Origin of the sequence: Saccharothrix mutabilis subsp. mutabilis (genome assembly GCF_039521145.1) — a bacterium.
GTDB classification, from domain to species: Bacteria; Actinomycetota; Actinomycetes; order Mycobacteriales; family Pseudonocardiaceae; genus Actinosynnema; species Actinosynnema mutabilis.
The window spans coordinates 631624-651337 of record NZ_BAAABU010000002.1; the positions used below are offsets into that span (position 1 = coordinate 631624).

Sequence of the window (19714 nt, forward strand, 5' to 3'; positions counted from 1 at the left end):
ACGACAGAAATCGGTCAGGCGAGGGCGTCGGCGACGGTGCGGACGGCGGCTGACGGGGTTCGGCGGGGGTCCGTGACCAGGTAGAGGGTGGTGTCCGGGAGTTCTCGGACTCGTTGCAGGGTTCCCGCGTCCAGTTGTTCCGCCACCGCCACGCGCGGCAGGACGGACCAGCCCAGGCCCGCCATCACGCACGAGCGCACGGCCTCGATGCTGCCGAACCTGGTGATGTTCGGCGTCGCGGCCAGGTCGCGGACGAAGCGGTCCGTGTAGGAGCAGCCTTCCTCCAGCAGGAAGTAGCGCTCGTCCACCGGGACGCCGGGAGCGGCGACCAGTTCGATGGGTTCCACGCCGATGGCGTTGACCTTCAGGCCTGGCGCGGTGACCGCTTCCTCCAGGACCAGAGCCAGGTCCAGGGCTCCCGTGCGGACGCCGGCGATGGCGGCGCGGGTGCCCACCGGGGTCAGGTGGACGGTGATGCCCGGCCAGCGCAGCGCCACGTCGGCTATCCGTTGAGGCAGGCGGTAGGCGCAGACGGATTCCGGGGCACCGATTCGGACATCGCCTTCGACCTCGCTGCTCCCCCGGACGGCGTCGCGCAGGCGTTGTTCGGCCACCAGGACCTCGCGGGCGTGTTCCACCGCCCTGCGGCCGGCTTCGGTCAGGCGGGCGCCGCTCGGCAGTCTGTCGAACAGGCGGGCTCCGAGGTGCCGTTCCAACGCTTTCACCTGGCTGGTCACCGTGGACTGCACCAGGTGCAGCTCCGCCGCGGTGGCGGTGAAGCTGCCGGTGCGGGCCAGCACCAGGAGGGTGCGGAGGAGGCGGGTGTCCATGTATCGACAATACCGATTGGCCTCATCGGTGAGAATCGTTGGATTCGATGGCTGCCGTGCCGCACTCTGGTGGCATGACCGACGTGCTCCGCTACAGCGCCTTCACCACCGACCCGGCCGGCGGGAACCCCGCCGGTGTCGTCCTCGACGCTACCGGGCTGTCCGCCGACGCGATGCTCGCCATCGCCGCCGAGGTCGGCTACTCGGAGACCGCCTTCGCCGTCCCGCGCGCCGAGGCGGGCGAGTTCGACGTCCGCTACTTCAGCCCGCTGGTCGAGGTCCCGTTCTGCGGGCACGCCACGGTCGCCACGGCCGTCGCGCTCGGCACCACCGGCACGCTGCGGTTCCACACCCCGGCCGGGCTGGTGGAGATCGAGGCGGGCGACGGCGTCGCGACCCTCACCAGCGTCCCGGCGTCCTCCGCGCCGGCGCCGGAGGAAGACGTCGCCCAGGCGCTGGCGGCCCTGCGGTGGTCGCCGGAGGACCTCGACCCGCGCTACCCGGCGCACTGGGCGTTCGCCGGCGGGCGCCACCTGGTGCTGGCGGCCGGGACCCGCGCCCGGCTCAAGGACCTCGACTACGACTTCGACGCCCTCGCCGACCTCCTGCGCGCCAACGACGCCCTCACCGCGCAACTGGTCTTCCAGCGCGAGGACGACGTGTTCGACGCGCGTGACCCGTTCCCGGTCGGCGGGGTCGTGGAGGACCCGGCCACGGGCGCGGCGGCGCTCGCGTTCGGCGGCTACCTGCGCGCGCTGGGGATGGTGACCGCGCCGCGCACGATCACCATCCACCAGGGCGTGGACATGGGCCGGCCCAGCGAGCTGACCGTGGACGTCCGGCCCGACGACGCGCGGGTGCGGGTCACCGGCGCGGCCGTGCGGATCTAGGCGCGGTCCAGGACCACGACCGGGATCTCGCGGTCGGTCTTGCGCTGGTAGGACTCGTAGTCCGGCCACACCTCGTTCATCAGCGCCCACAGCTCGGCCCGCTCGTCCCCGGTGGACGTGCGGGCCGTCGCCGTGAACTCCTCGTCGCCCACGCGCACCCGCACGGTCGGGTCCGCGACCAGGTTCTTGTACCAGGCGGGGTGGTCCGGCGAGCCGCCGTAGGACGCGACCACCACGTACGAGTCGCCGTAGGGCTGGTAGATCAGGGCGGTGCGCCGGGGCTGACCGGACTTCCGGCCGGTCGTGGTCAGCAGGAGGGTGTAGACCCCCGGCCGCCACTCGTGGCCCTTCTCGCCACCGGATTCGACGTATTCGCGGATGTGCTTGTTCACCCAGCCGACGGGGCTGTCCACTACTGCCATGCCCGGGACGCTACCCAGAACGCGGCGAGGCCGCCGGTCGCTACTCCGCAGTCACGACCGGCGGCCCGCAACGGGGTGGGGACGTCCGCCTCGCACCCCCTCGGCCACTCACCGGCTCCCGGGCGTCCCCCGGACCAACCGCCCGCGTAAACGGGGTCCGGATCGCTCGTCGGGACGGGAGGGCCACAGCTTCCACGCGTCTGTTCCTAGTAGATCTGGCTGGCGCGACGCATCTCTTCCTCTCCACTGCACGGGGACTTCGCCAACTATGGCGGCAGTGAGGGGTGGCGGCTCATACAAAAGGGGGATAGAAGAGCGTTATGCCCGAGCTTGAGCTGCGCCACCTCCGCGCGGTCTGCGCGATCGCCGAAGAAGGCAGCCTCACCAAGGCCGCGACCAGACTGGGCCTGACCCAGCCGGCGATGAGCGCCCAGTTGAGGACCGTGGAACGCATCGTGGGCGGTCGGCTCTTCGACCGCACACCCGGCGGCAGCGTGCCCACGGACCTGGGCAAACAGGTCGTGGGCACGGCCCGGCTGGTGCTGGACGAGGTCGAGCAGCTGGTCAGCCTGGCCAAGGAGCGGACCCGCGACCGGACGCCCGGACCGCTCATCGCCGGCGGCGTGCCCACCCTCTTCTTCGGCCACTTCGTGGAGGAACTGCGCCGGACGATCCCGTGCTCGGAAGTCCGCACCGAGATCATGCCGGGCGGTTCGGACCTGCTGGAGCTGCTCGTCTCCGGCCAGGTGCACCTGGGCGTGCTGGACCGCTTCGAGGGCATGGAACGGCGGGAGCTGCGCGGCCTGGAGATCCGGCGGCTGATCAGCGAACCCCAGTTCGTCGCGCTGCCCGAGTGGGACCCGTTGGCCGGGCAGGACGAGGTGGAGCTGGGCCAGCTGGCCGACCGGGACTGGGTGACGCCGCCGGACGAGCTGGTCGGCAACCGGCTCCAGATGTTCAACGCGTGCGCGGAGGCGGGGTTCACGCCCCGGCTCACCCACCACGTCAACGAGGCCTCCACGGCCAGGGGCCTGGTCGCCAACGGCGCGGTGTCCTTCGCGCTGCCGATGAGCCGCAGCGGCGACGGCATCGTGATCCGGCCGTTGAAGGGCGCGCCCCTGATGGTGGACCTGATGCTGGCCACCCGGCGCGAGGGGCCGGCGGCGGGGCGGGCGCACGACGTCTTCGCCTGCGCCGCCCGCGCCTACAAGGCCGTGCTGCCCCGGAACCCCGTCTACGCGAAGTGGTGGGCGGAGAACCCCGGGGCGCACGCCGAGATCGATGCGGCCCTGCTCGTGGCGGGCAACTAGGCCAGCGCCGCGCGCACCGCGTCCTCGACGGGCGTGGCCGCCCGCCCGATCAGCTTCTCCAGGTCCGGGCGGACCTCGGCCAGCGCGCCCGCGGCGATGCCGACCTCGATGTCGGCCAGCAGTTCGGCCAAGAACGGCGGCAACCCGAAGCCCTCCAGGCCCGCGACCCGCTCCGCCTGGCTCACCCGCTGGTGGACGGTGCCGGCGAGGGCGGCCAGCTCGTCGAAGCTCCAGGCGCGCGGCCCGGTCAGCTCGTACCCGGTGTTCTCGTGGCCCTCGGTGGCCAGCACGACGGCCGCCGCCAGGGCGAGGTCGTCGCGGGACGCGCTGGCGATGCGGCCGTCGCCCGCCGCCGTCACGACGGGGCCGTGGCCGAGCGTGCCGGTGTAGTTCTCGTGGTACATGCCGTTGCGCAGGAAGGTGAAGGTCAGGCCGGTCCCGCGGATCAGGTCCTCGGTCGCCTTGTGCACCTTGGCCAGGCCGAGCGGGGACGTGTCGGCGTCGGTGACCGACGTGTAGACGATGTGCCGCACGCCCGCCGCCACCGCCGCCGCCACGGCGTTGCGGTGCAGGCCGATGCGGACCTCGTCCGGGCCGTCGGCGGAGACCAGCAGCAGCTTGTCCACGCCCGCGAACGCCGATGCCAGGGTCTCCGGGCGGGCGAAGTCGCCGTGGCGGACGTCCACGGGCAGGTCGGCCCGGTCGGGGTTGCGGACGGACACGGCCAGGTCGGCGGCCGGGAGCCGGTCGAGGGCGTGCCGGACGATCAGGGAACCGAGGTGGCCGGTCGCGCCGGTGATCAACGTGGTCATGCCGGCAACGCTAGGAGCGGCGCTAACTATTCGTAAGTACCTACCTTCGAGTGGGGTACTTACTAAATGGGAAGCGTGCAGGTAGAGTCATTGAGGTGGCGACCGAGGGTGACGTGTATGACCGCAACTGCCCCTCGCGGGTGATCGCGAACCACGCGACCGGGCAGTGGGGCAGCCTCGTGATGGGCAAGCTGCTCGACGGGACCAAGCGGTTCAGCGAGCTGCGCCGCGAGGTCGCGGGCGTGAGCGAGAAGATGCTGGCGCAGACCCTCCAGGCGCTGGAGCGCGACGGTCTCGTGCACCGGGAGGTTCACCCGGTCATCCCACCGCACGTCGACTACTCGCTCACCCCACTGGGTACTCAAGCGGCGGAACGGATCAGGGGTCTGTTCACGTGGATCGAGGACAACCTGCCGCACCTCTTGGCCGCACAGGACGCCTACGACGCCCGACGCGCCGAGAACGTGTGACCGATCACGTTCATACCTCGGATCTGAATCGCTCCAAGTGCAGTCTGGAACGCCAGCAAGTTCACTCGAACGGCCGAAATACATCGGGTGTTTTCTGTCGGCGAAAACCCAACACGACGTGAATTCCATGTGAGCTTTGCCAGAATGGGGTCATGACGCAGCCCTTCACGGACGATAGCCACCCGGCCGAGCCCTACCCGGGCGCTCGGCCGGGACACTGTTTCGTGCACGTCGACGGCGCGGGGTGGCCGGTCACACCGGACCCCGGCGCCGACTCCGGCTGGCGGGTCGCGCCGGACGGCCGGGACCTCGACGAGTGGCTCGCCGACCACGGCGAACCACCGTTGGCGGGCCGGATGCCGGTGCTGGCCTACGGCTCCAACGCCAACCCGGCCAAGGTGACGTGGCTGCGCGAGGAACTCGGACTGACCGGCCCGGCGGTCGTGCTCCGAGCCCGCTGCGAGGGGTTCGCCGCCGTGTGGGCGGCCGGGCTGCGCGCCCGCGACGGGCAGCGCCCCGCGACCCTGGCCGCCGCGCCCGGCGTCGAGGAGGAGCACGCGGTGTGGCTCGCCACCGCCGAACAGCTGCGCGTGCTGGACCGCTGCGAGGGCCGGGGCCTGCGCTACCGGCTGGTGCGCGTGCACACCGGGCGCGTCACCCTGTTCGACGGCGCCGTCGTGGACTCCGTGCTCGCTTACACCGGCGCCGGCAAGCGGCGGATGCCGCTGCTGGTCAACGGGCGTCCGGTGCGCTGCGCGGACGTGGACCAGCGGAGGGCGTGGACCATGGGCGGACGGCCGGCGGACGGCGACGGCCTCGACGTGACGCCGGTGCACGGCGACCCGAGCCCGGACGACTGGCCGGACCGGCTGTTCGTCTACGGCACCCTCCAGCCCGGCATGAGCGCGTGGCGCCTGGTGGAGCCGTTCGTGACCGGCGACCCCGAGCCCGCGCGGCTGCCCGGCAGCCTGCACGACACCGGCGCGGGCTACCCGGCGCTGCGGCCGGGCGACGGCCCCGGCGTCCCGGGGCACGTGCTGCGCCTGGAGAACCCCGAGGACGCGCTGCCGGTGCTGGACGAGTACGAGGGCGACGAGTACCGCCGCGTCCGGGTCACCATGCCCGACGGCCGGGTGTGCTGGACCTACCTGTGGACCTCCCCCGTGGACGGCATGCCCGTCCTGCCGCACGGCTGGGTCGAGAACCGTCCGTGATGCGCCCGATCCGGTGAACCTTTCCCCACCGCACCCAACCGACCGGCGGCCGGGTACGTCCTCCTGGTAGGACCACGACCAGGAGGTGGACATGAGGCGACTCCTCGTGGGTTGCGGCGCCCTGGTGGCGCTGGCCGCGTGCGGCAGCCCGCAGCAGGCGGCCGACCAGCAGTCCCTGCCCCTCACCCCGTCCTCGACCAGCTCCGCCGCGCCCGTCCCGCCGACGTCCCCGACGACCGCGGCCACCCCCGCGGTCGCCCGGTGCACCGCCGCGACGCTGAGCGGCAAGGTGGAGCCGACCGACGCGGGCGCGGGCAACCGGTACGGCAAGTTCGTCGTCACCAACACCGGCCAGGCGGTGTGCACGCTCAACGGCTACAGCGGTTTCCAGTTGCAGGACGCGAGCGGCCGGCCGGTGCCCACAGACCTCCAGCGCACGCAGAACCCCGGGCCGTCGCCGGTGGTGCTGACCCCCGGCGCGAGTGCGGCGGCCAACCTGCACTGGAACGTCGTGCCCTCCGGTGACGAGCCGGTGGACAGGCCGTGCCGGCCGGAGGCGTCCACCGCCGCCGCCATCCCGCCCGACGAGACGCAGCCGATGAGCGTGGCGTGGGGCCTGGGGCCGGTGTGCGGCGGTGGGAGGATCGAGATCAGCGCGTTCTACGCTGCATAGGTGATCGAGTCCAACGTCCCCGGCCACGCCGGGGAACTCGCGGTCCGGACCTGGCCCAACCTCGACGCCTCGTGGCTCGCCGTGCTGGTGCACGGCCACGGCGAGCACGGCGGGCGGTACGGGCACGTGGCCGACCGACTCGTCGCCGCGGGCGCGCTGGTGGTTGCCGCCGACCACGTCGGGCACGGCGGGTCCGAGGGCGAGCCGGTGCTGGTCACCGACTTCGACGGCGTGGTGGCCGACGTGGGCGCGGCGGTCAGCTCGGCCGCGTCCGACCTGCCGACCGTCCTCGTCGGGCACGGCCTGGGCGGTCTCGTCGCGACCCGGTACGCGCAGGTGAACCCGTTGGCCGCCTTGGTGTTGTCCGCGCCGCTGCTGGGCACCTGGCAGGGCCTGGACGTGCTGTCCCTGCCGGAGATCCCGGACACGCCGGTGGACCCGGACCTGCTGTCGCGCGACCCGGAGGTCGGCAAGCAGTACGCCGCCGACCCCCTGGTCTGGCACGGTCCGTTCAAGCGGGCCACGCTGGAGGCCGTGGAACGCGGGCTGGACGAGGTGAACTACGGCCCGACCCTGGAGCACCTGCCGACGCTGTGGCTGCACGGCGACGACGACGAGCTGGTGCCCCTGGCCGACACCCGCACCGGCACCGACCGCGTGCGGGGCCTGCTGTTCGAGGAGCGCATCTACCCCGGCGCGCGGCACGAGCTGTTCAACGAGACCAACCGCGAGGAGGTGCTGGACGACGTGGTCGCGTTCGTCCAGCGGGTGCTTCACCAGAGCTGATCGGTCGGGCGCACCAGGATCTCGTTCACCGACACGTGCTCGGGCTGGGTGACGGCGTAGAGGACGGCGGCGGCGATGTCGTCGGCCTGGAGCTGGCGCATGCCGGTGATCCGGTCCTCCAGCGCGTTCTTGGCGTTCGCGTCGGTGATGTGCTCGCGCAGCTCGGTCTCCACCACGCCCGGCTCGACCACGACGACGCGGACACCGTCCCCCGCGACCTCCTGGCGCAGCGACTCGCTGAACGCGTTGAGGCCGAACTTGGTGGCCGCGTAGACGGCGGCGGTCGGGCGAGCGCCCCGGCCGGCGGTCGAGGAGATCTGGACGATCGCGCCGCGGCGCTCGACCAGGTGCGGCAGGGCGGCGTGGGTGAGGTACATGACGCCGAGGAGATTTGTCGACACCATCCGCCGCCAGTCCTCGGTGTCCGCGCCCAGGACGTTGCCCAGCAGCATGACGCCGGCGTTGTTGACCAGCACGTCCAGGCCGCCGAACACCTCGACGGTCCGCTCGACGGCGGCCCGGCAGGCGGCCTCGTCGGTCACGTCCAGCTCCAGGGCCAGCACCTTGACCCCCTCCTCGGCCAACCGCGCCTCCACCGCGGCCAACCGCTCCACCCGCCGCGCGGCGACGACCACGGACGCCCCGGCCCGCCCGAGCGCGACCGCCGTCGCCTCGCCGATCCCGGAGGACGCCCCCGTCACCAACGCGACCTTGCCCTGAAGGTTGTTCGTCATGGCCACAGCAAATCGGCTGGAGCGCACTCCAGGTCAAGTTCGGCCGCAAGCACTTCGGGGCATGCGGCCGAACGGGCGGCGTGCGGGCGTCCGCGTGGTTCGTGGACAATTCGTGCTGCGATGGTGGGCGAAGACCTGGAGCTGCTGATCACCGTGGTGGTCGCGGCCGATGACGAGCGGCAGGCGCGGACCGCCTGCGCCGGGCTGCTGCGGCGGGTCGGCGGGCGGGTCGTCGGCGCCGGGGACTGCTCCGACGAGGAGCCCGGGTGCTGGTCGGTGACGGTGTCGCTGGTCAGCGGCGAGCGGGCCACGCAGAACGTCGCCGGCGCGCTGGCCCGGGCGGTGCGGACGTTCGTGCGCTCGCTCGGGGACGACTTCCCCACGCCGCGCGTCGCGTGCGAGCCGCCCACCGCGTGGACCGTGCTGGAGGACCAGCCCCTGCTCGACGGGCTCGTCCCGGGCGCGGAACGGCTGCTGATCGAGGCCTGGGCGGGCGGCGACCCGCAACGCCGCCCAGAACCCGAGCAACCAGAACCCGACCAACCAGAACCGGAGCGACCAGAACCCGGGCTACCGGAACCCGGGCAACCGGGAACCGGGCAACCCGCGAGAACCGCCGAAACCGCGAAAAACGGGGTCGATGCGCCGGTTGCCGACGTTGAGCCGCCGGTTGGCGGGGGTACCCGGCTGCTGTTGCGGGTCGACGTCGCCGCCGACCGGTCGGCCGGGGCCGAATGGCAGGCGCGGGCGGTAGCGAGTCGGGTCGTGCGGAGTGGCAAGATCACCCGAGTGGCTCCACATGAGCACCTACTCCGCGTGCACGTCGATCTCGGGTCGAGTGTCGATTCGCCCACGGTCGCGCTACTCGACGCGGTCTCGTCGCTGGGCCGAACGGGGTGGACGCCCGTGGAGTGGTCGGGCGAGTCGGCGGTAACGCGCTGGTCAGCGGCACCCGTCCCGAGCAGTGGGATCACTGCCATGGAACTGTCCGCGACACCGGCCTCGGCATTCGTGTGGACGGCGCCCGACTGAGATCAACGACGCTAATCCGATCGAGTGGGTTTCCGATGCCACCCGGTCAGCCGATCTTGCTTGTGAATCGTGAAACTTTCGGTACTACTTTCAACTATAGGAACTCCAGCGTTGTGGGAGGGGTCGGGACCGACATGGCCAGCATCGAAGAGGTCCGCGCCGCGATCGCCCAAGCCGTCGACAAGGCGGGGCAGAGCGCCCAAGCCCTGCAACAGGCCGCCGACCTGGCCGAGGACGCCCAGGCACTGCTGAGCACCGCCACCCAGGGCAGCGCCCAGGCCGACGTCGAGCAGGCCAACAGCCAGTTCGCGGAGGTCGTCAGCGGCGTCACCGACCTGCAGAAGTTCCTGGCCGCCGGCATCTCGCAGGCCGAGAACATCAACTCGCGGCTCTGAGCGTGCGGGCCGTGACGTGACGTCGGTCGCCGAGGTGCGGCTCGCGCTCGAACAGAGCTGCGAGCTGCTGCGTGACGCCTATCGCAGTGTCCGCGAGGCGCAGAGCGCGTTGGACGAGGCGATGGACATCCTCACCGAGGCGGGCGCGAACCACCCGGAACCGCTGGTGCCCGCCGGGTTCGCCAAGGCGCGGGAGAAGTTCGCCGACGAGCTGGACCTCATCGTCCGCAGCCTGGACGTCGTCCAGCGCCTGGCCGTGGAGCTGTGACGTGAGCAGGCGCGACGAGCGGCGGCGGAAGGTCGAGGGCTCCTTCGAGGAGTTCCGGGACGCGGTCGCCGCCGCGCTGGGCAACGCCTCGCGCGAGCTGCGGCAACTGGTGGACGAGCGCGCCCGGGACATGTTCGAGGTGATGCTGCGCGGCGAGGGCGTCGACCGTGCGATGGCCGACCCGGTGCTGGCGAAGGCGTTGAAGAACAAGGCCTTCGAGCAGCAGCTGGCCCAGGCGCTGGTCGACCGGGTGAACGCGTTCCGGGAGTGGTCCGAGCGCGGGCCCGACCAGTTGACCGCGCTGGTCAACGCGGTCGCGCCCGGACCGGCGTCGTGGCCGCCGGAGTCCTGGCTGGGCACGCCCGGCACGGCCGACGGCAGCGAGGGCGTGCCCGAGCTGTGGCGCATCGGCACCGGCGTGGTGCGCGGCGCGCCCGAACCGCGGTCGTTCCCGGTGGCGGTGCCGCTGCTGGACCACTCGCACCTGCACGTGGCCTCCACGCCGGACAGCCGGCCCGCGGCGGACGCGCTGGTGGAGAACCTGCTGCTGCGCCTGGTCAGCCACTTCCAGCCGGGCCTGGTGCACGTCCACGTGTGGGACGTCAACCAGCTCACCGGCTCGCTGCCGGGCCTGTACCCGCTGACCCGCGCGGGCCTGCTCACCGTGCACGACCCGGCCCGCCCGCAGGAGCTGCTGGACGAGCTGTCCGACCACATCCGCCGCGTGCACACCGGCGTGCTGGTCGAGGGCCACCAGTCGGTGCGGTCGGTCGGCGGGCGGCGCACCGAGCCGTGGCGGGTGGCCGTGCTGTTCGGCAACCGCCAGGTGCTCAAGGAGGAGCACCAGCAACAGCTGCAACGGGTGGCGCGCAACGGGTTGGCGTGCGGCGTGCAGCTGATCATCGTGGACATCCCGGTGACGGTGAACTCGCCGATCGAGACCGTGACCATCCACCCCGACCAGACCGCCACCTGCACGATGACCGGCAAGAACGTCGTGGTCACGCTGGACCCGCCGTTCTCCCGCACCGCCGTGCCCCGCGCGTGCGCGGCCATCGCGGACAAGCGCGAAGAGCGCCGGATGCGGCTGAGCACCTTCAAGGACCTGCTGCCCGAGCAGTTCTGGCAGGAGAGCTCCGCGTCCGGGGTCGTCGCCCCGGTCGGCTACCACGAGGGCGAGCCGGTGCACGTGGCGCTGGGCGACACCTCGCCGCACGCCCTGATCGGCGGGCCGAGCGGGTCGGGCAAGACCAACTTCCTCTACGCGCTGCTCGGCAGCCTCGCCGCCCGGTACCACCCGGACGAGCTGGAGCTGTACCTGCTGGACTTCAAGGAGGGCGTGTCGTTCGCGCAGTTCGCGCCGGGCCGCAAGGACCCGACGTGGCTGCCGCACGCGCGGCTGGTCGGCGTGAACGTCAACACCGACCGCGAGTTCGGCGTGGCGCTGCTGAAGTTCCTGGCCGACGAGATGCGCCGGCGGGCGGACGCGGCCAAGCGGCACGAGGTCACCAAGCTGGAGCAGCTGCGCGAGGAGGACCCGGAGGGCCGGTGGCCGCGGATCGTCGCGGTGATCGACGAGTTCCAGTACTTGTTCGGCGAGCGCGACAACGTCACCGCGCAGGCCACCCAGCTGCTGGAGGACGTGGCGCGGCGCGGCCGGTCGCAGGGCATCCACCTGGTGCTGTCCAGCCAGGACGTGTCCGGCATCGAGGGGTTCTGGGGCAAGTCGGCGATCTTCGAGCAGTTCACCGTGCGGATCGCGCTGCCCAAGGCGCGCCGGGTGCTGGCCGAGCCCGCCAACGACGCCGCCGTGGAGCTGCCGCGCTGGCACGCCGTGGTCAACCACGAGTCCGGGGTCCGGCCCGGCAACGAGATCGCGCGCATCCCGGACACCACGAGCAAGGGCACGTTCGACGTGCTCCAGGCCGAGCTGCACCGCCGCCGCCCGCCGGAGCTGGACGAGCCGATCCTGTTCGACGGCAGCAAGGTGCCCGCGTTGCAGTCGCTGCCGGACTTCCAGTCGCTGCGCACCGGCGACGCGAACCCGACCGTGCTGCTGGGCCAGGTGATCGACGTGGCGGGCAGCGCGGCGAAGGTGCGGTTCCCGCGCACCCCCGGGCGCAACATCGCGGTCATCGGCTCGCTGCCCGAGGACGCGGCGGGCGTGCTCGGCGGCGCGGCGCTGTCGTTGGCCCGCCAGCGGGAGCCCGGCGAGGCGCGGTTCAGCCTGGCGTGCCTGGCCGAGGACGCGTGGCCGTACGCGGAGAAGCTGTGCAAGCAGTTGCAGAACGCGGGCCACTCGGCCGACCTGTTCGGCCTGGAGGGCATCCGGGCGCTGCTGGACTCGACCGCGGCCCGCCTCACGGCGTCGGTGACCGGCGGGACCGGCGCGCCGCTGACGCCCCACTACCTGGTGGTGTACGCGGTGGACGCCGCGCACACCCTGCTGGAGAACAAGGATCCCACCACTCGAACGTCCGGAGTGGACAGTCTGCGCACCGTGCTCAAGCACGGCCCGGAGAACCGCACCCACCTGCTCGGGTGGTGGCGGGGCGTGCAGCGGCTGAAGAACAGCCTGCCGCCGGGCCAGTACGACGACATCGGCGCGTGGCTCGCGTTCGACGTGCAGGGCAAGGAGTTGATCTCGTTCGGTCCGGAGCAGGTCATGTCGTGGTCCCCGCGACCGCACCGCTGCCTGTTCTTCGACCGCTTCGAGCACTCCCGACCGCAGGTGGTCATTCCGTTCGACACCGGGGAGGAATCATGATCAGCCACGCCTCTGTCGTGCCCGCGCAACGCAGTGGGGACGTCGTGCCGGAGGTGGAGGCGGTCTCCGCGGTCGAGCGGTACAAGGAGATCGTGGCGCTGGCGGACGAGTCGGTGCGGCGCATGCGCGAGGTGGACCACCAGCGGGTGGTGGAGGCGCTGGACCGGCTGGTGGCGTCGCAGGACCGCATGGCGGAGGCCGTGGAGCAGGAGATGCTGACCCGCGTCGGCGTGACCCTGCTGTGGGAGTCGGCGCTGGACCTGCTGTGGGACGAGCGCTGGCTGACCATGAAGCCCCTGCCCAACCCGGACGAGTCCGTCCCACCGCGCCCGCAGGGGCACTACAACGGCATGATGGAACTGGCCCACCAGCGCCTGGAGGACTCCCTCCAGAAGCGCACGCTGTTCCGCAAGGGTTCCTAGGCCAGGATCGCCACCATCTCCAGCGCGAAGAACGCGAACACCGCCGCCGTGATACCGAGCACGGCGTACAGGATCGTGTTCTTGGCGCTGGTGATGCTGCCCTGGTCGCCGGCGGACACCACGTAACGCAGCCCGCCCACCACCAGCATCAGCACCGACACCGCGGCCACCGCGAACGAGAGGGTGGTCAGGAACGGCAGAAGCGCGCCGGCGCCGTCGCCGAACCGCTCCGCGACGCCCTCGAACACCCGCACGGCGAAGACCCACACGGCGGTGAGCAACCCGAACAGCAAGCCGACCGGCAAGAGCCCCAGCACCACGGTGACCACCCGTCGCGCCACGACCCGGGCGCTCCGTACCCGGCGGGCGATCCACCCGGCCGGTTTCCGGGTCATCGTGACGAGCAAGTCGACCACCGAGGTGGCCACAGTGGGCAGGACGATGAACATGGCCGCGACGAGCTTCGTGACCCGCCCGGGGTAGTTCTCGATCTCCTTCTCCCACGTCTCCCTGCGCGCCTGGACCACCTGGGCGTCCGCCGCACGCCACCGGGCGGCGAACCCGACCAACCGCTCCTGCAACCACGTCGAGAGTTGCATGAACTCCTCCACGAACAGGCCGGCCACGAACCCGGAGACGAAGTTGTCGCCGCCCGTCACCCACACCAGCCCGCCGATGACCGAGCCGATCAGCAGCCCCCTGAGCAGCCGCCGCAGCCGCTCACGCATGTCCGTGCCCCCGCTCGGCGCCGAAGCAGTAGAGGTGGGCGTACGGGAGGCTGCGACACGCCGTCCGGTCGGGCACGGTGAAGCAGTACGACAACAGCCGCACCGGCCCCCGTGCTTCGGCGGCCACCTTCGCCGCCAGTTCCGCCATGCGCTCCTGCCGCAGGAACACGTACACCAGGTCCGCTTCGGGCAACGGGTGGCGGCGGTAGTCGCCGAACCGGACCGACACGAGGTCCCGCCGGGACCACAGCACGGCTTTGGACACCGCCCACAACACCGGGTTGACCTCGTAACCGATGCCGCGGACGCCCCGCGCCGCCGCGGCGCGCAGGAACCGGCCGTCACCGCACCCCAGGTCGACGACGGTCTGGCCGCGCTCGATGCCCGAGAGGTCGAGCAGCTCTTCGCGGTGGCGGCTCAAGGTGGGCAGGTAGGGCGCGCCGAGGTACACGGGCATCGCGAAGCACGACGCCGCCAACGCCACCGCCGCCCAAGCCCACGGGCCCATGCCCACCACCAAGAGGTCTGACGGACGACGGTCGCAGGCGCGGGTCGGGCGGTCAACCTGGGCGTACTAGAACGTCCAGCTCAGCGACACGGTGGCTTCGGTGTCGGCGTTGGCACGGGCGTAGGTGGCCAGGGCCGCGGTGTTGTCGGGTTCGGTGGCGGTGAACGCGCCGTAGCAGCCGCGTTCCCTTGCCAGTGCCAACAGCGCCTCCACCAGGGCCGTGCCGATGCCCCGGCGCTGGTGGGACTCGTCCACGCCCAGCTCGTACAGGAACATCTCGGTGCCCTTGTCCGGGTGGGTGGTCTCCACGCCGGACACGAAGCCCGCCGGCTCGTCGCCCACGTACGCGATGAGCAGGTGGTGGCGGTCGTCCGCGAGGAACGCCCTGGTCGCGTCCGCCTTCGGCGGGTCGTCGAAGAGGTGTGCGGCGGCCATCACGTCGTCGTGGGAGGTCACCCGCCGGATCTGCATGCGGGCGAGGGTAGTGCTCGACCATGATGCGGTCATGCGCGTTTTGCACACCCCGGACGAGGTCGCTGCGGCGAACCCGGACCCGCTCGTCCGGTGGGCCGCCCAAGCCCTGCTCCCCGGGCGCGGCGGTGCGGCCTGGGCGCACGGCGGCGCGGTGGCCGTGCACGCCCCCGGCCTGAACCGGCACGACCGGCTCGTGCTCGCCGGCCCCGCGGACGACGTCGCGGCCCTCCTCGACGCCCACCACCGCCCCGGCCGGGCCGCCCTGGTGACCGCGGAGACCGCCGCCGCGCTGCCCCGGTTCCCCGCGAAGGCGACGTTCGGCTGGATGGAACGCGCCGGCACGCTCACCCCGCCCGGCGGCGTCCGCTGGCTGCACGAGGACGAGTGGGACGACGTCGAGGCGCTGCTGCGCAAGGCCAGCCCGCACTCGTACGTGTGGCCGCGCGAACGCGGGCCGCGCCGGTGGGCGGGCATCCACGACGGCGCGACGCTGGTCGCGGTGGCGGCGGACGCCTGGTCCGCTCCGGGTATCGGCTTCCTCGGGGGCGTGGCCACCCACCCCGACCACCGGGGCCTGGGCCTGTCCACGCGGATCTGCGCGTTCGTCGCGGGCACCCTGCTGGCCGAGCACGGCGAGTGCGCCCTGATGGTGGACGCCGCCAACGCGCCCGCGATCAGGGTCTACCACCGCCTGGGCTTCACCTACCGGGCCGTGACGGCGCTCAAAGACCCGGCCTGACGGGAACACGCGGGCGTCCCCCGGCGGTTGCACCGGTCATGATCGTGCCCAGCACCGCGCAGGAGATCCGCTTGGCGTCCCGCCCGAAGGGCTTCCCGACGCCGGAGAACTTCGAACTGGCCGAGGTGGAGGTCCCCACGCCCGGCGACGGCCAACTCCTGGTCCGCAACGCCGTGATGAGCGTCGACCCGTACATGCGGGGACGGATGAACGACGCCAAGAGCTACGTCCCGCCGTTCGAGCTGGGCGAACCGCTGGACGGCGGCGCGGTCGGCGAGGTCGTCGCCTCCAACGCCGAGGGCTTCGCGGTGGGCGACACCGTGCTGCACGGCCTGGGGTGGCGCGAGTACGCCCTGCTGGACGCCGCGCACGCCACCAAGGTGGACCCGACCGCCGCTCCGCTGGGGGCGTACCTGGGCGTGCTGGGGATGCCGGGCATGACGGCGTACGCCGGCTTGGTGGAGGTCGCGGCGTTCAAGGAGGGCGATGTCGTCTTCGTGTCCGGCGCGGCCGGGGCGGTCGGCCAGGTGGCCGGCCAGATCGCCCGCCTGAAGGGTGCGAGCCGGGTCGTCGGCAGCGCCGGCACCGACACCAAGGTGGAGTACCTGGTCGAGGAACTGGGCTTCGACGCGGCCTTCAACTACCGCAACGGCCCGGTCCGCGACCAACTGGCCAAGGCCGCGCCGGACGGCATCGACGTGTACTTCGACAACGTCGGCGGTGACCACCTGGAGGCGGCGCTGGACGCCTTCAACCTCTACGGCCGGGCAGCCCTGTGCGGGGCGATCTCGGTCTACAACGACACCGAGCCCCAGCCCGGTCCGCGCAACCTGTTCCTGGCGGTCGGGAAGCGGCTGACGCTGCGCGGCTACCTGGTGGCGGACCACGCGCACCTGCGGGAGCAGTTCGTGCGCGAGGTCGGCGGCTGGGTGGCGTCGGGCGAGCTGAAGTACGACGAGACCATCACCGAGGGCGGCGTGGCGAAGGCCCCGGAGGCGTTCCTGGGCATGCTGCGCGGCGAAAACCTAGGCAAGGCCCTAGTCACCTTCTAACCCTCCACCCACTCCCGCCCCACACCACCCCCGCCCCCACACCACCCCCGCCCCCGCACCACTCCCGCCCCACACCACTCCCGCGCGCAGCGCGGACCGCTTTTCGCCAAGCGCAGCGCCCACGGGAAGGGCCTCGGTCTCCCTCCGTACGGCCTGGGCGCAGCCCAACCACGGATCGCCGGGGTCGGCCTGAAAAGTTTCGCGAGGAACGAGCGAAAGTTTTTTGGACGACCCCGGCGATCCGTGGTTGCCTCCGGCAGGCCGTGCGGAGGGAGACCGACGCCCTTCCCCTCCGGGGGCCTGCCGCGCGGCGAGCGCCGCTTTTCATCTTGAGAGCGCGAAGCGCGTCCGCTCGGAACAAAAGCTCAGACGAGCTGACCTTCCGCCGCCACCACCCGCCCGGCATGCACCACAAGAGTCCGCGGCGCACGATCCATAACCGCCGCCGTAACCGTATCCCCAGGCACCACAACAAGATCAGCCGGCGCACCCTCCACCAACCCCAACGTCCGACCCACGACCGCCGCCCCACCCCGAGTGGCGATGTCCACGCACATCTCGATCAACGCATCCGGCCGGAACCCGTTGCGGTAAGCCAGCTGCCACGTCCGGTCGAGCATGTCGCCGTTGCCGTACGGCGACCAGTAGTCGCGGATGCCGTCCTGCCCCAGCCCCACCCGCACGCCCGACCACCGCAACTGCCGCAACGGCAGCGGGTCGCGCACCCCCGGAGCCACCGTCGTCACCGCAACGTCGTGCTCCGCCAACAGGTCCACCAACTCGCGCTGCCGCTCACCATCCACAGTGGACAGCGCAAAAGCGTGGCTGATCGTCACCTTCCCGCGCATGTCCAACGCGGCCACCCGCTCGCAGATCAACTCGATCTGGAACGCGCCCAACGACCCGGCGTCGTGCAGGTGCACGTCCACACCCCGCTGGTGCTTCTCCGCCAACCCGAACACGACGTCCAGGTGCTTCACCGGATCGCGGTCGTACCCCGCCGGGTCCAAGCCGCCGACCAGGTCCGCACCCGCCCGCATCGCCGCGTCGAGCAACTCCGCGGTGCCCTTCTCGCGCAGGACGCCGCACTGCGGGAACGCCACCACCTCGACGAAAGCTCGTGCAGCGTGCGCCTCCCGAGCCGCCAGGACGCCTTCCAGCTTGGCCAACCCCGAGTCGACGTCCACCTGGGCGTGGCTGCGCACCACCGTCGCGCCGCCCGCGATGGTCCGGCCCAGGGTGTGGGTGGCCCGTTCGGACACCGACCGCTCGGCGGTGCGCCAGTTCCGGCGGTCGTTCTCGATCAGGTCCGCCAGGCCGCTGCCCGCGCTGTGCGGGCGGAACGGCAGGCCGAGGCGCGTGGAGTCGAGGTGGGCGTGGGCGTCGGTGAAGGCGGGCAGCAGGACGCCGCCGCCACCGTCCACCTCGGGCACGCCCGGCGGGGCGGTCAGCCCCGGCCCGAACGCCTCGATCAGTCCACTTGAGCAGAGAACGTCGACCGCGGGCACGTCAAGGCTGTTGGGCCACGGCCGCACGGAGCGGATCAGCAGGTCACCGGTCACCCGCCCGAAACTATCCCGCCGGGGATGAGCTTGCCAGGGTTGAGCACGCCCGTGGGGTCCAGCGTCCGCTTGACGGACGCCAGCACCGCCACGCCCAGCGCCCCGATCTCCGCCTCCAGGTACGGGGCGTGGTCGGTGCCCACCGCGTGGTGGTGGCTGATCGTGCCGACGCCGCTGATCGCCTCGCCCGCCGCGGCCTTGGCCACCTGCCACTGCCCGACCGGGTCGTCGGCGTCCCGCGCGGCGAGGACGGTGAAGTACAGGGACGCGCCGGTCTCGTAGGCGTGCGAGATGTGGCACATCACGATGCACTCGCCCAACGCGTCGCGCAACGCCTCGCGCACCGACTCCCGCAACCGCGAGATCCGGGACCAGTGCGTCGCCGTCTCCAACGTCTCGACGCACACGCCGACCTCCATCAGCGCGTCGCGCTGGCGCGGCCCGTTGAACCGGCCGTGCCGCCACGCCTCGCCGAGCGGCTTGCCCAGCGACACCGCCCGCAGCCCGCGCACCGTCTCCCGGCGACGCCGCTTGACCTCCGCCTCGGACGCCCCGTGCCAGCCGAGGACCAGCAGGCACGGCTCCTTGAGCCCCCGCCCGCGCAGGTAGCCCTTCAACGCCGCGGTCTTCCAGCCGCCCGCCAGCGACAGCGACACCTCGGTCTCGTCCACATCGGACAGCCGGGTCACGTCCGCGAGCACCCGGCGCTGCGCGAGCCGCCGCACGGCCGACGCGCCGCGCTCCCAGCCGTCCACCACGAAACCCTCGTAGCGCTCGACCACCGACCGCGGCCGGACCCGCAGGGACACCTCGGTGAGCACGCCGAACGCGCCCTCGCTGCCGATCACGAGCTGCTTGAGGTCGGGTCCGGCGGCCGACGCGGGCGCCGCGCCCAGCCGCCACTCCCCGACCGGCGTGGCCAGCCGCACGCCCTCGACCATGTCCTCGAACCGGCCGTAGCCCGACGACGCCTGCCCGGCGGACCGGGTCGCGGCGAACCCGCCGATGGTGGCCCGCTCGTAGGACTGCGGGACGTGCCCGATGGTGAAGCCGTGCGGCGCGAGCAGGCGTTCGGCCTCGGGCGCGGGCAGGCCGGCTTGGAGCACCGCGATGCGCGACACCGGGTCCACGGACACGAGCTGGTCCAGCCGCACCAGGTCCAGCGCGATCACCGACGCCTTGTCCCCGCGCACCGCCGCGACGCCGCCGACCACGGACGTGCCGCCGCCGAACGGCACCACGGCCACGTCGTGCTCGGCGCACACCCGCAGCACGTCGGTCACCTGCTCCGGCGTCGCGGGCAGCACCACGGCGTCGGGCACGGCCAGGTCGCCATCCCCGCGCTGCCGCAGGAGGTCCAGGTAGGACAGACCACCGGCGCGCCCCAGCCGGGAGTCGCGGTCGACCCGCACGAAGCCTGGCCCGACGACGGCGTCCAGCGCCGTCCGGGCGTCCGCCGCGAGGGACGACCCGGGCACCTCGGGCGCGCGGGCGGGGGTCCGCACGTCGCCGAGTCCCGTGCGCTGCCGGAGCAGCTTGAGTGCGTGCGGCGGCAGCTCGGCCGTCGAGGGGGTCCACCTGCCCCGGAGGGTGTGGTCGATGCGCTCGGTCACCGCTACAGTGTGA

Annotated in this window: 22 protein-coding genes; 13 read left to right on the forward strand and 9 right to left on the reverse strand. The window is 72.3% G+C overall.

Annotation, left to right across the window (positions count from 1 at the left end):
- Positions 1 to 14: 14 nt before the first annotated feature.
- Positions 15 to 830, reverse strand: coding sequence for a LysR family transcriptional regulator (locus tag ABD126_RS06790; RefSeq protein WP_343932764.1), 816 nt, complete (start codon positions 828 to 830; stop codon positions 15 to 17).
- 74 nt (positions 831 to 904) lie between these two features.
- On the opposite strand from ABD126_RS06790, the gene ABD126_RS06795 reads away from it, so the two are divergent.
- Entirely contained in the window at positions 905 to 1720 is an 816-nt protein-coding gene (locus tag ABD126_RS06795) for a PhzF family phenazine biosynthesis protein (RefSeq protein ID WP_343932765.1), read from the forward strand.
- On the opposite strand, the gene ABD126_RS06800 is transcribed toward ABD126_RS06795, so the two are convergent.
- Positions 1717 to 2142, reverse strand: a complete 426-nt coding sequence (locus tag ABD126_RS06800; RefSeq protein ID WP_343932766.1) for a nitroreductase family deazaflavin-dependent oxidoreductase — start codon at positions 2140 to 2142, stop codon at positions 1717 to 1719. The two genes, ABD126_RS06795 and ABD126_RS06800, sit on opposite strands and share 4 nt — an antisense overlap.
- A gap of 320 nt (positions 2143 to 2462) precedes the next feature.
- Between ABD126_RS06800 and ABD126_RS06805 the strand changes: the two genes are divergently transcribed.
- Positions 2463 to 3452 (forward strand): LysR family transcriptional regulator, encoded by a 990-nt coding sequence (locus ABD126_RS06805; protein ID WP_343932767.1) that lies wholly within the window; start codon positions 2463 to 2465, stop codon positions 3450 to 3452.
- Here ABD126_RS06805 and ABD126_RS06810 read toward each other — a convergent pair.
- On the reverse strand, positions 3449 to 4264 hold the full coding sequence (locus ABD126_RS06810) for an NAD(P)H-binding protein (RefSeq protein ID WP_343932768.1): 816 nt from the start codon (positions 4262 to 4264) through the stop codon (positions 3449 to 3451). The genes ABD126_RS06805 and ABD126_RS06810 overlap by 4 nt on opposite strands.
- A 95-nt stretch (positions 4265 to 4359) precedes the next feature.
- Here ABD126_RS06810 and ABD126_RS06815 point away from each other — a divergent pair, with 95 nt between their 5' ends.
- From ABD126_RS06815 to ABD126_RS06830, 4 genes are all read left to right on the forward strand, one after another.
- Positions 4360 to 4734: a winged helix-turn-helix transcriptional regulator gene (locus ABD126_RS06815; protein ID WP_343932769.1), complete on the forward strand. Its 375-nt coding sequence runs from the start codon at positions 4360 to 4362 to the stop codon at positions 4732 to 4734.
- A gap of 152 nt (positions 4735 to 4886) precedes the next feature.
- Positions 4887 to 5948 carry a gamma-glutamylcyclotransferase gene (locus ABD126_RS06820; RefSeq protein WP_343932770.1) on the forward strand — a complete coding sequence of 354 codons (1062 nt, stop codon included), beginning with the start codon at positions 4887 to 4889 and terminating at the stop codon, positions 5946 to 5948.
- Between the two features lie 91 nt (positions 5949 to 6039).
- Entirely contained in the window at positions 6040 to 6621 is a 582-nt protein-coding gene (locus tag ABD126_RS06825) for a DUF4232 domain-containing protein (RefSeq protein WP_343932771.1), read from the forward strand.
- A complete protein-coding gene (locus tag ABD126_RS06830) occupies positions 6622 to 7407 on the forward strand; it encodes an alpha/beta fold hydrolase (protein WP_343932772.1) in 786 nt (261 codons plus the stop codon).
- Here ABD126_RS06830 and ABD126_RS06835 read toward each other — a convergent pair.
- Positions 7395 to 8141 carry an SDR family NAD(P)-dependent oxidoreductase gene (locus tag ABD126_RS06835; RefSeq protein ID WP_343932773.1) on the reverse strand — a complete coding sequence of 249 codons (747 nt, stop codon included), beginning with the start codon at positions 8139 to 8141 and terminating at the stop codon, positions 7395 to 7397. The two genes, ABD126_RS06830 and ABD126_RS06835, sit on opposite strands and share 13 nt — an antisense overlap.
- A 120-nt stretch (positions 8142 to 8261) precedes the next feature.
- Between ABD126_RS06835 and ABD126_RS06840 the strand changes: the two genes are divergently transcribed.
- The 5 genes from ABD126_RS06840 to ABD126_RS06860 all read left to right on the forward strand — a co-directional run bounded on the left by ABD126_RS06840 (position 8262) and on the right by ABD126_RS06860 (position 13025).
- On the forward strand, positions 8262 to 9173 hold the full coding sequence (locus ABD126_RS06840; protein WP_343932774.1) for a hypothetical protein: 912 nt from the start codon (positions 8262 to 8264) through the stop codon (positions 9171 to 9173).
- A 134-nt stretch (positions 9174 to 9307) separates the two neighbouring features.
- Positions 9308 to 9568, forward strand: coding sequence for a hypothetical protein (locus tag ABD126_RS06845; protein WP_343932775.1), 261 nt, complete (start codon positions 9308 to 9310; stop codon positions 9566 to 9568).
- Between the two features lie 16 nt (positions 9569 to 9584).
- The gene (locus tag ABD126_RS06850) at positions 9585 to 9836 is read left to right on the forward strand and encodes a hypothetical protein (protein ID WP_343932776.1); all 252 of its coding nucleotides are present in this window, start codon (positions 9585 to 9587) and stop codon (positions 9834 to 9836) included.
- Position 9837: 1 nt separating this feature from the next.
- Complete coding sequence (locus ABD126_RS06855) at positions 9838 to 12603, forward strand: FtsK/SpoIIIE domain-containing protein (protein WP_343932777.1); 2766 nt, start codon at positions 9838 to 9840, stop codon at positions 12601 to 12603.
- Positions 12600 to 13025, forward strand: coding sequence for a hypothetical protein (locus ABD126_RS06860; protein ID WP_343932778.1), 426 nt, complete (start codon positions 12600 to 12602; stop codon positions 13023 to 13025). Before ABD126_RS06855 ends, ABD126_RS06860 begins: the two co-directional genes overlap by 4 nt.
- Here the strand turns inward: ABD126_RS06860 and ABD126_RS06865 are convergent.
- The 3 genes from ABD126_RS06865 to ABD126_RS06875 all read right to left on the reverse strand — a co-directional run bounded on the left by ABD126_RS06865 (position 13022) and on the right by ABD126_RS06875 (position 14732).
- A complete protein-coding gene (locus ABD126_RS06865; protein WP_343932779.1) occupies positions 13022 to 13753 on the reverse strand; it encodes a hypothetical protein in 732 nt (243 codons plus the stop codon). The genes ABD126_RS06860 and ABD126_RS06865 overlap by 4 nt on opposite strands.
- A complete protein-coding gene (locus tag ABD126_RS06870) occupies positions 13746 to 14261 on the reverse strand; it encodes a class I SAM-dependent methyltransferase (protein ID WP_343932781.1) in 516 nt (171 codons plus the stop codon). Before ABD126_RS06870 ends, ABD126_RS06865 begins: the two co-directional genes overlap by 8 nt.
- Before the next feature lie 66 nt (positions 14262 to 14327).
- Entirely contained in the window at positions 14328 to 14732 is a 405-nt protein-coding gene (locus tag ABD126_RS06875; protein WP_343932782.1) for a GNAT family N-acetyltransferase, read from the reverse strand.
- A 34-nt stretch (positions 14733 to 14766) separates the two neighbouring features.
- On the opposite strand from ABD126_RS06875, the gene ABD126_RS06880 reads away from it, so the two are divergent.
- Both ABD126_RS06880 and ABD126_RS06885 read left to right on the forward strand, forming a co-directional pair.
- Entirely contained in the window at positions 14767 to 15474 is a 708-nt protein-coding gene (locus ABD126_RS06880; RefSeq protein WP_343932783.1) for a GNAT family N-acetyltransferase, read from the forward strand.
- Between the two features lie 38 nt (positions 15475 to 15512).
- Positions 15513 to 16526 carry an NADP-dependent oxidoreductase gene (locus tag ABD126_RS06885; RefSeq protein ID WP_343932784.1) on the forward strand — a complete coding sequence of 338 codons (1014 nt, stop codon included), beginning with the start codon at positions 15513 to 15515 and terminating at the stop codon, positions 16524 to 16526.
- A gap of 365 nt (positions 16527 to 16891) precedes the next feature.
- Here the strand turns inward: ABD126_RS06885 and ABD126_RS06890 are convergent, their stop codons facing one another.
- On the reverse strand, positions 16892 to 18088 hold the full coding sequence (locus ABD126_RS06890) for an amidohydrolase (RefSeq protein ID WP_343932785.1): 1197 nt from the start codon (positions 18086 to 18088) through the stop codon (positions 16892 to 16894).
- Positions 18085 to 19701 carry an FAD-binding oxidoreductase gene (locus tag ABD126_RS06895; RefSeq protein WP_343932786.1) on the reverse strand — a complete coding sequence of 539 codons (1617 nt, stop codon included), beginning with the start codon at positions 19699 to 19701 and terminating at the stop codon, positions 18085 to 18087. Before ABD126_RS06895 ends, ABD126_RS06890 begins: the two co-directional genes overlap by 4 nt.
- Positions 19702 to 19714 lie beyond the last annotated feature (13 nt).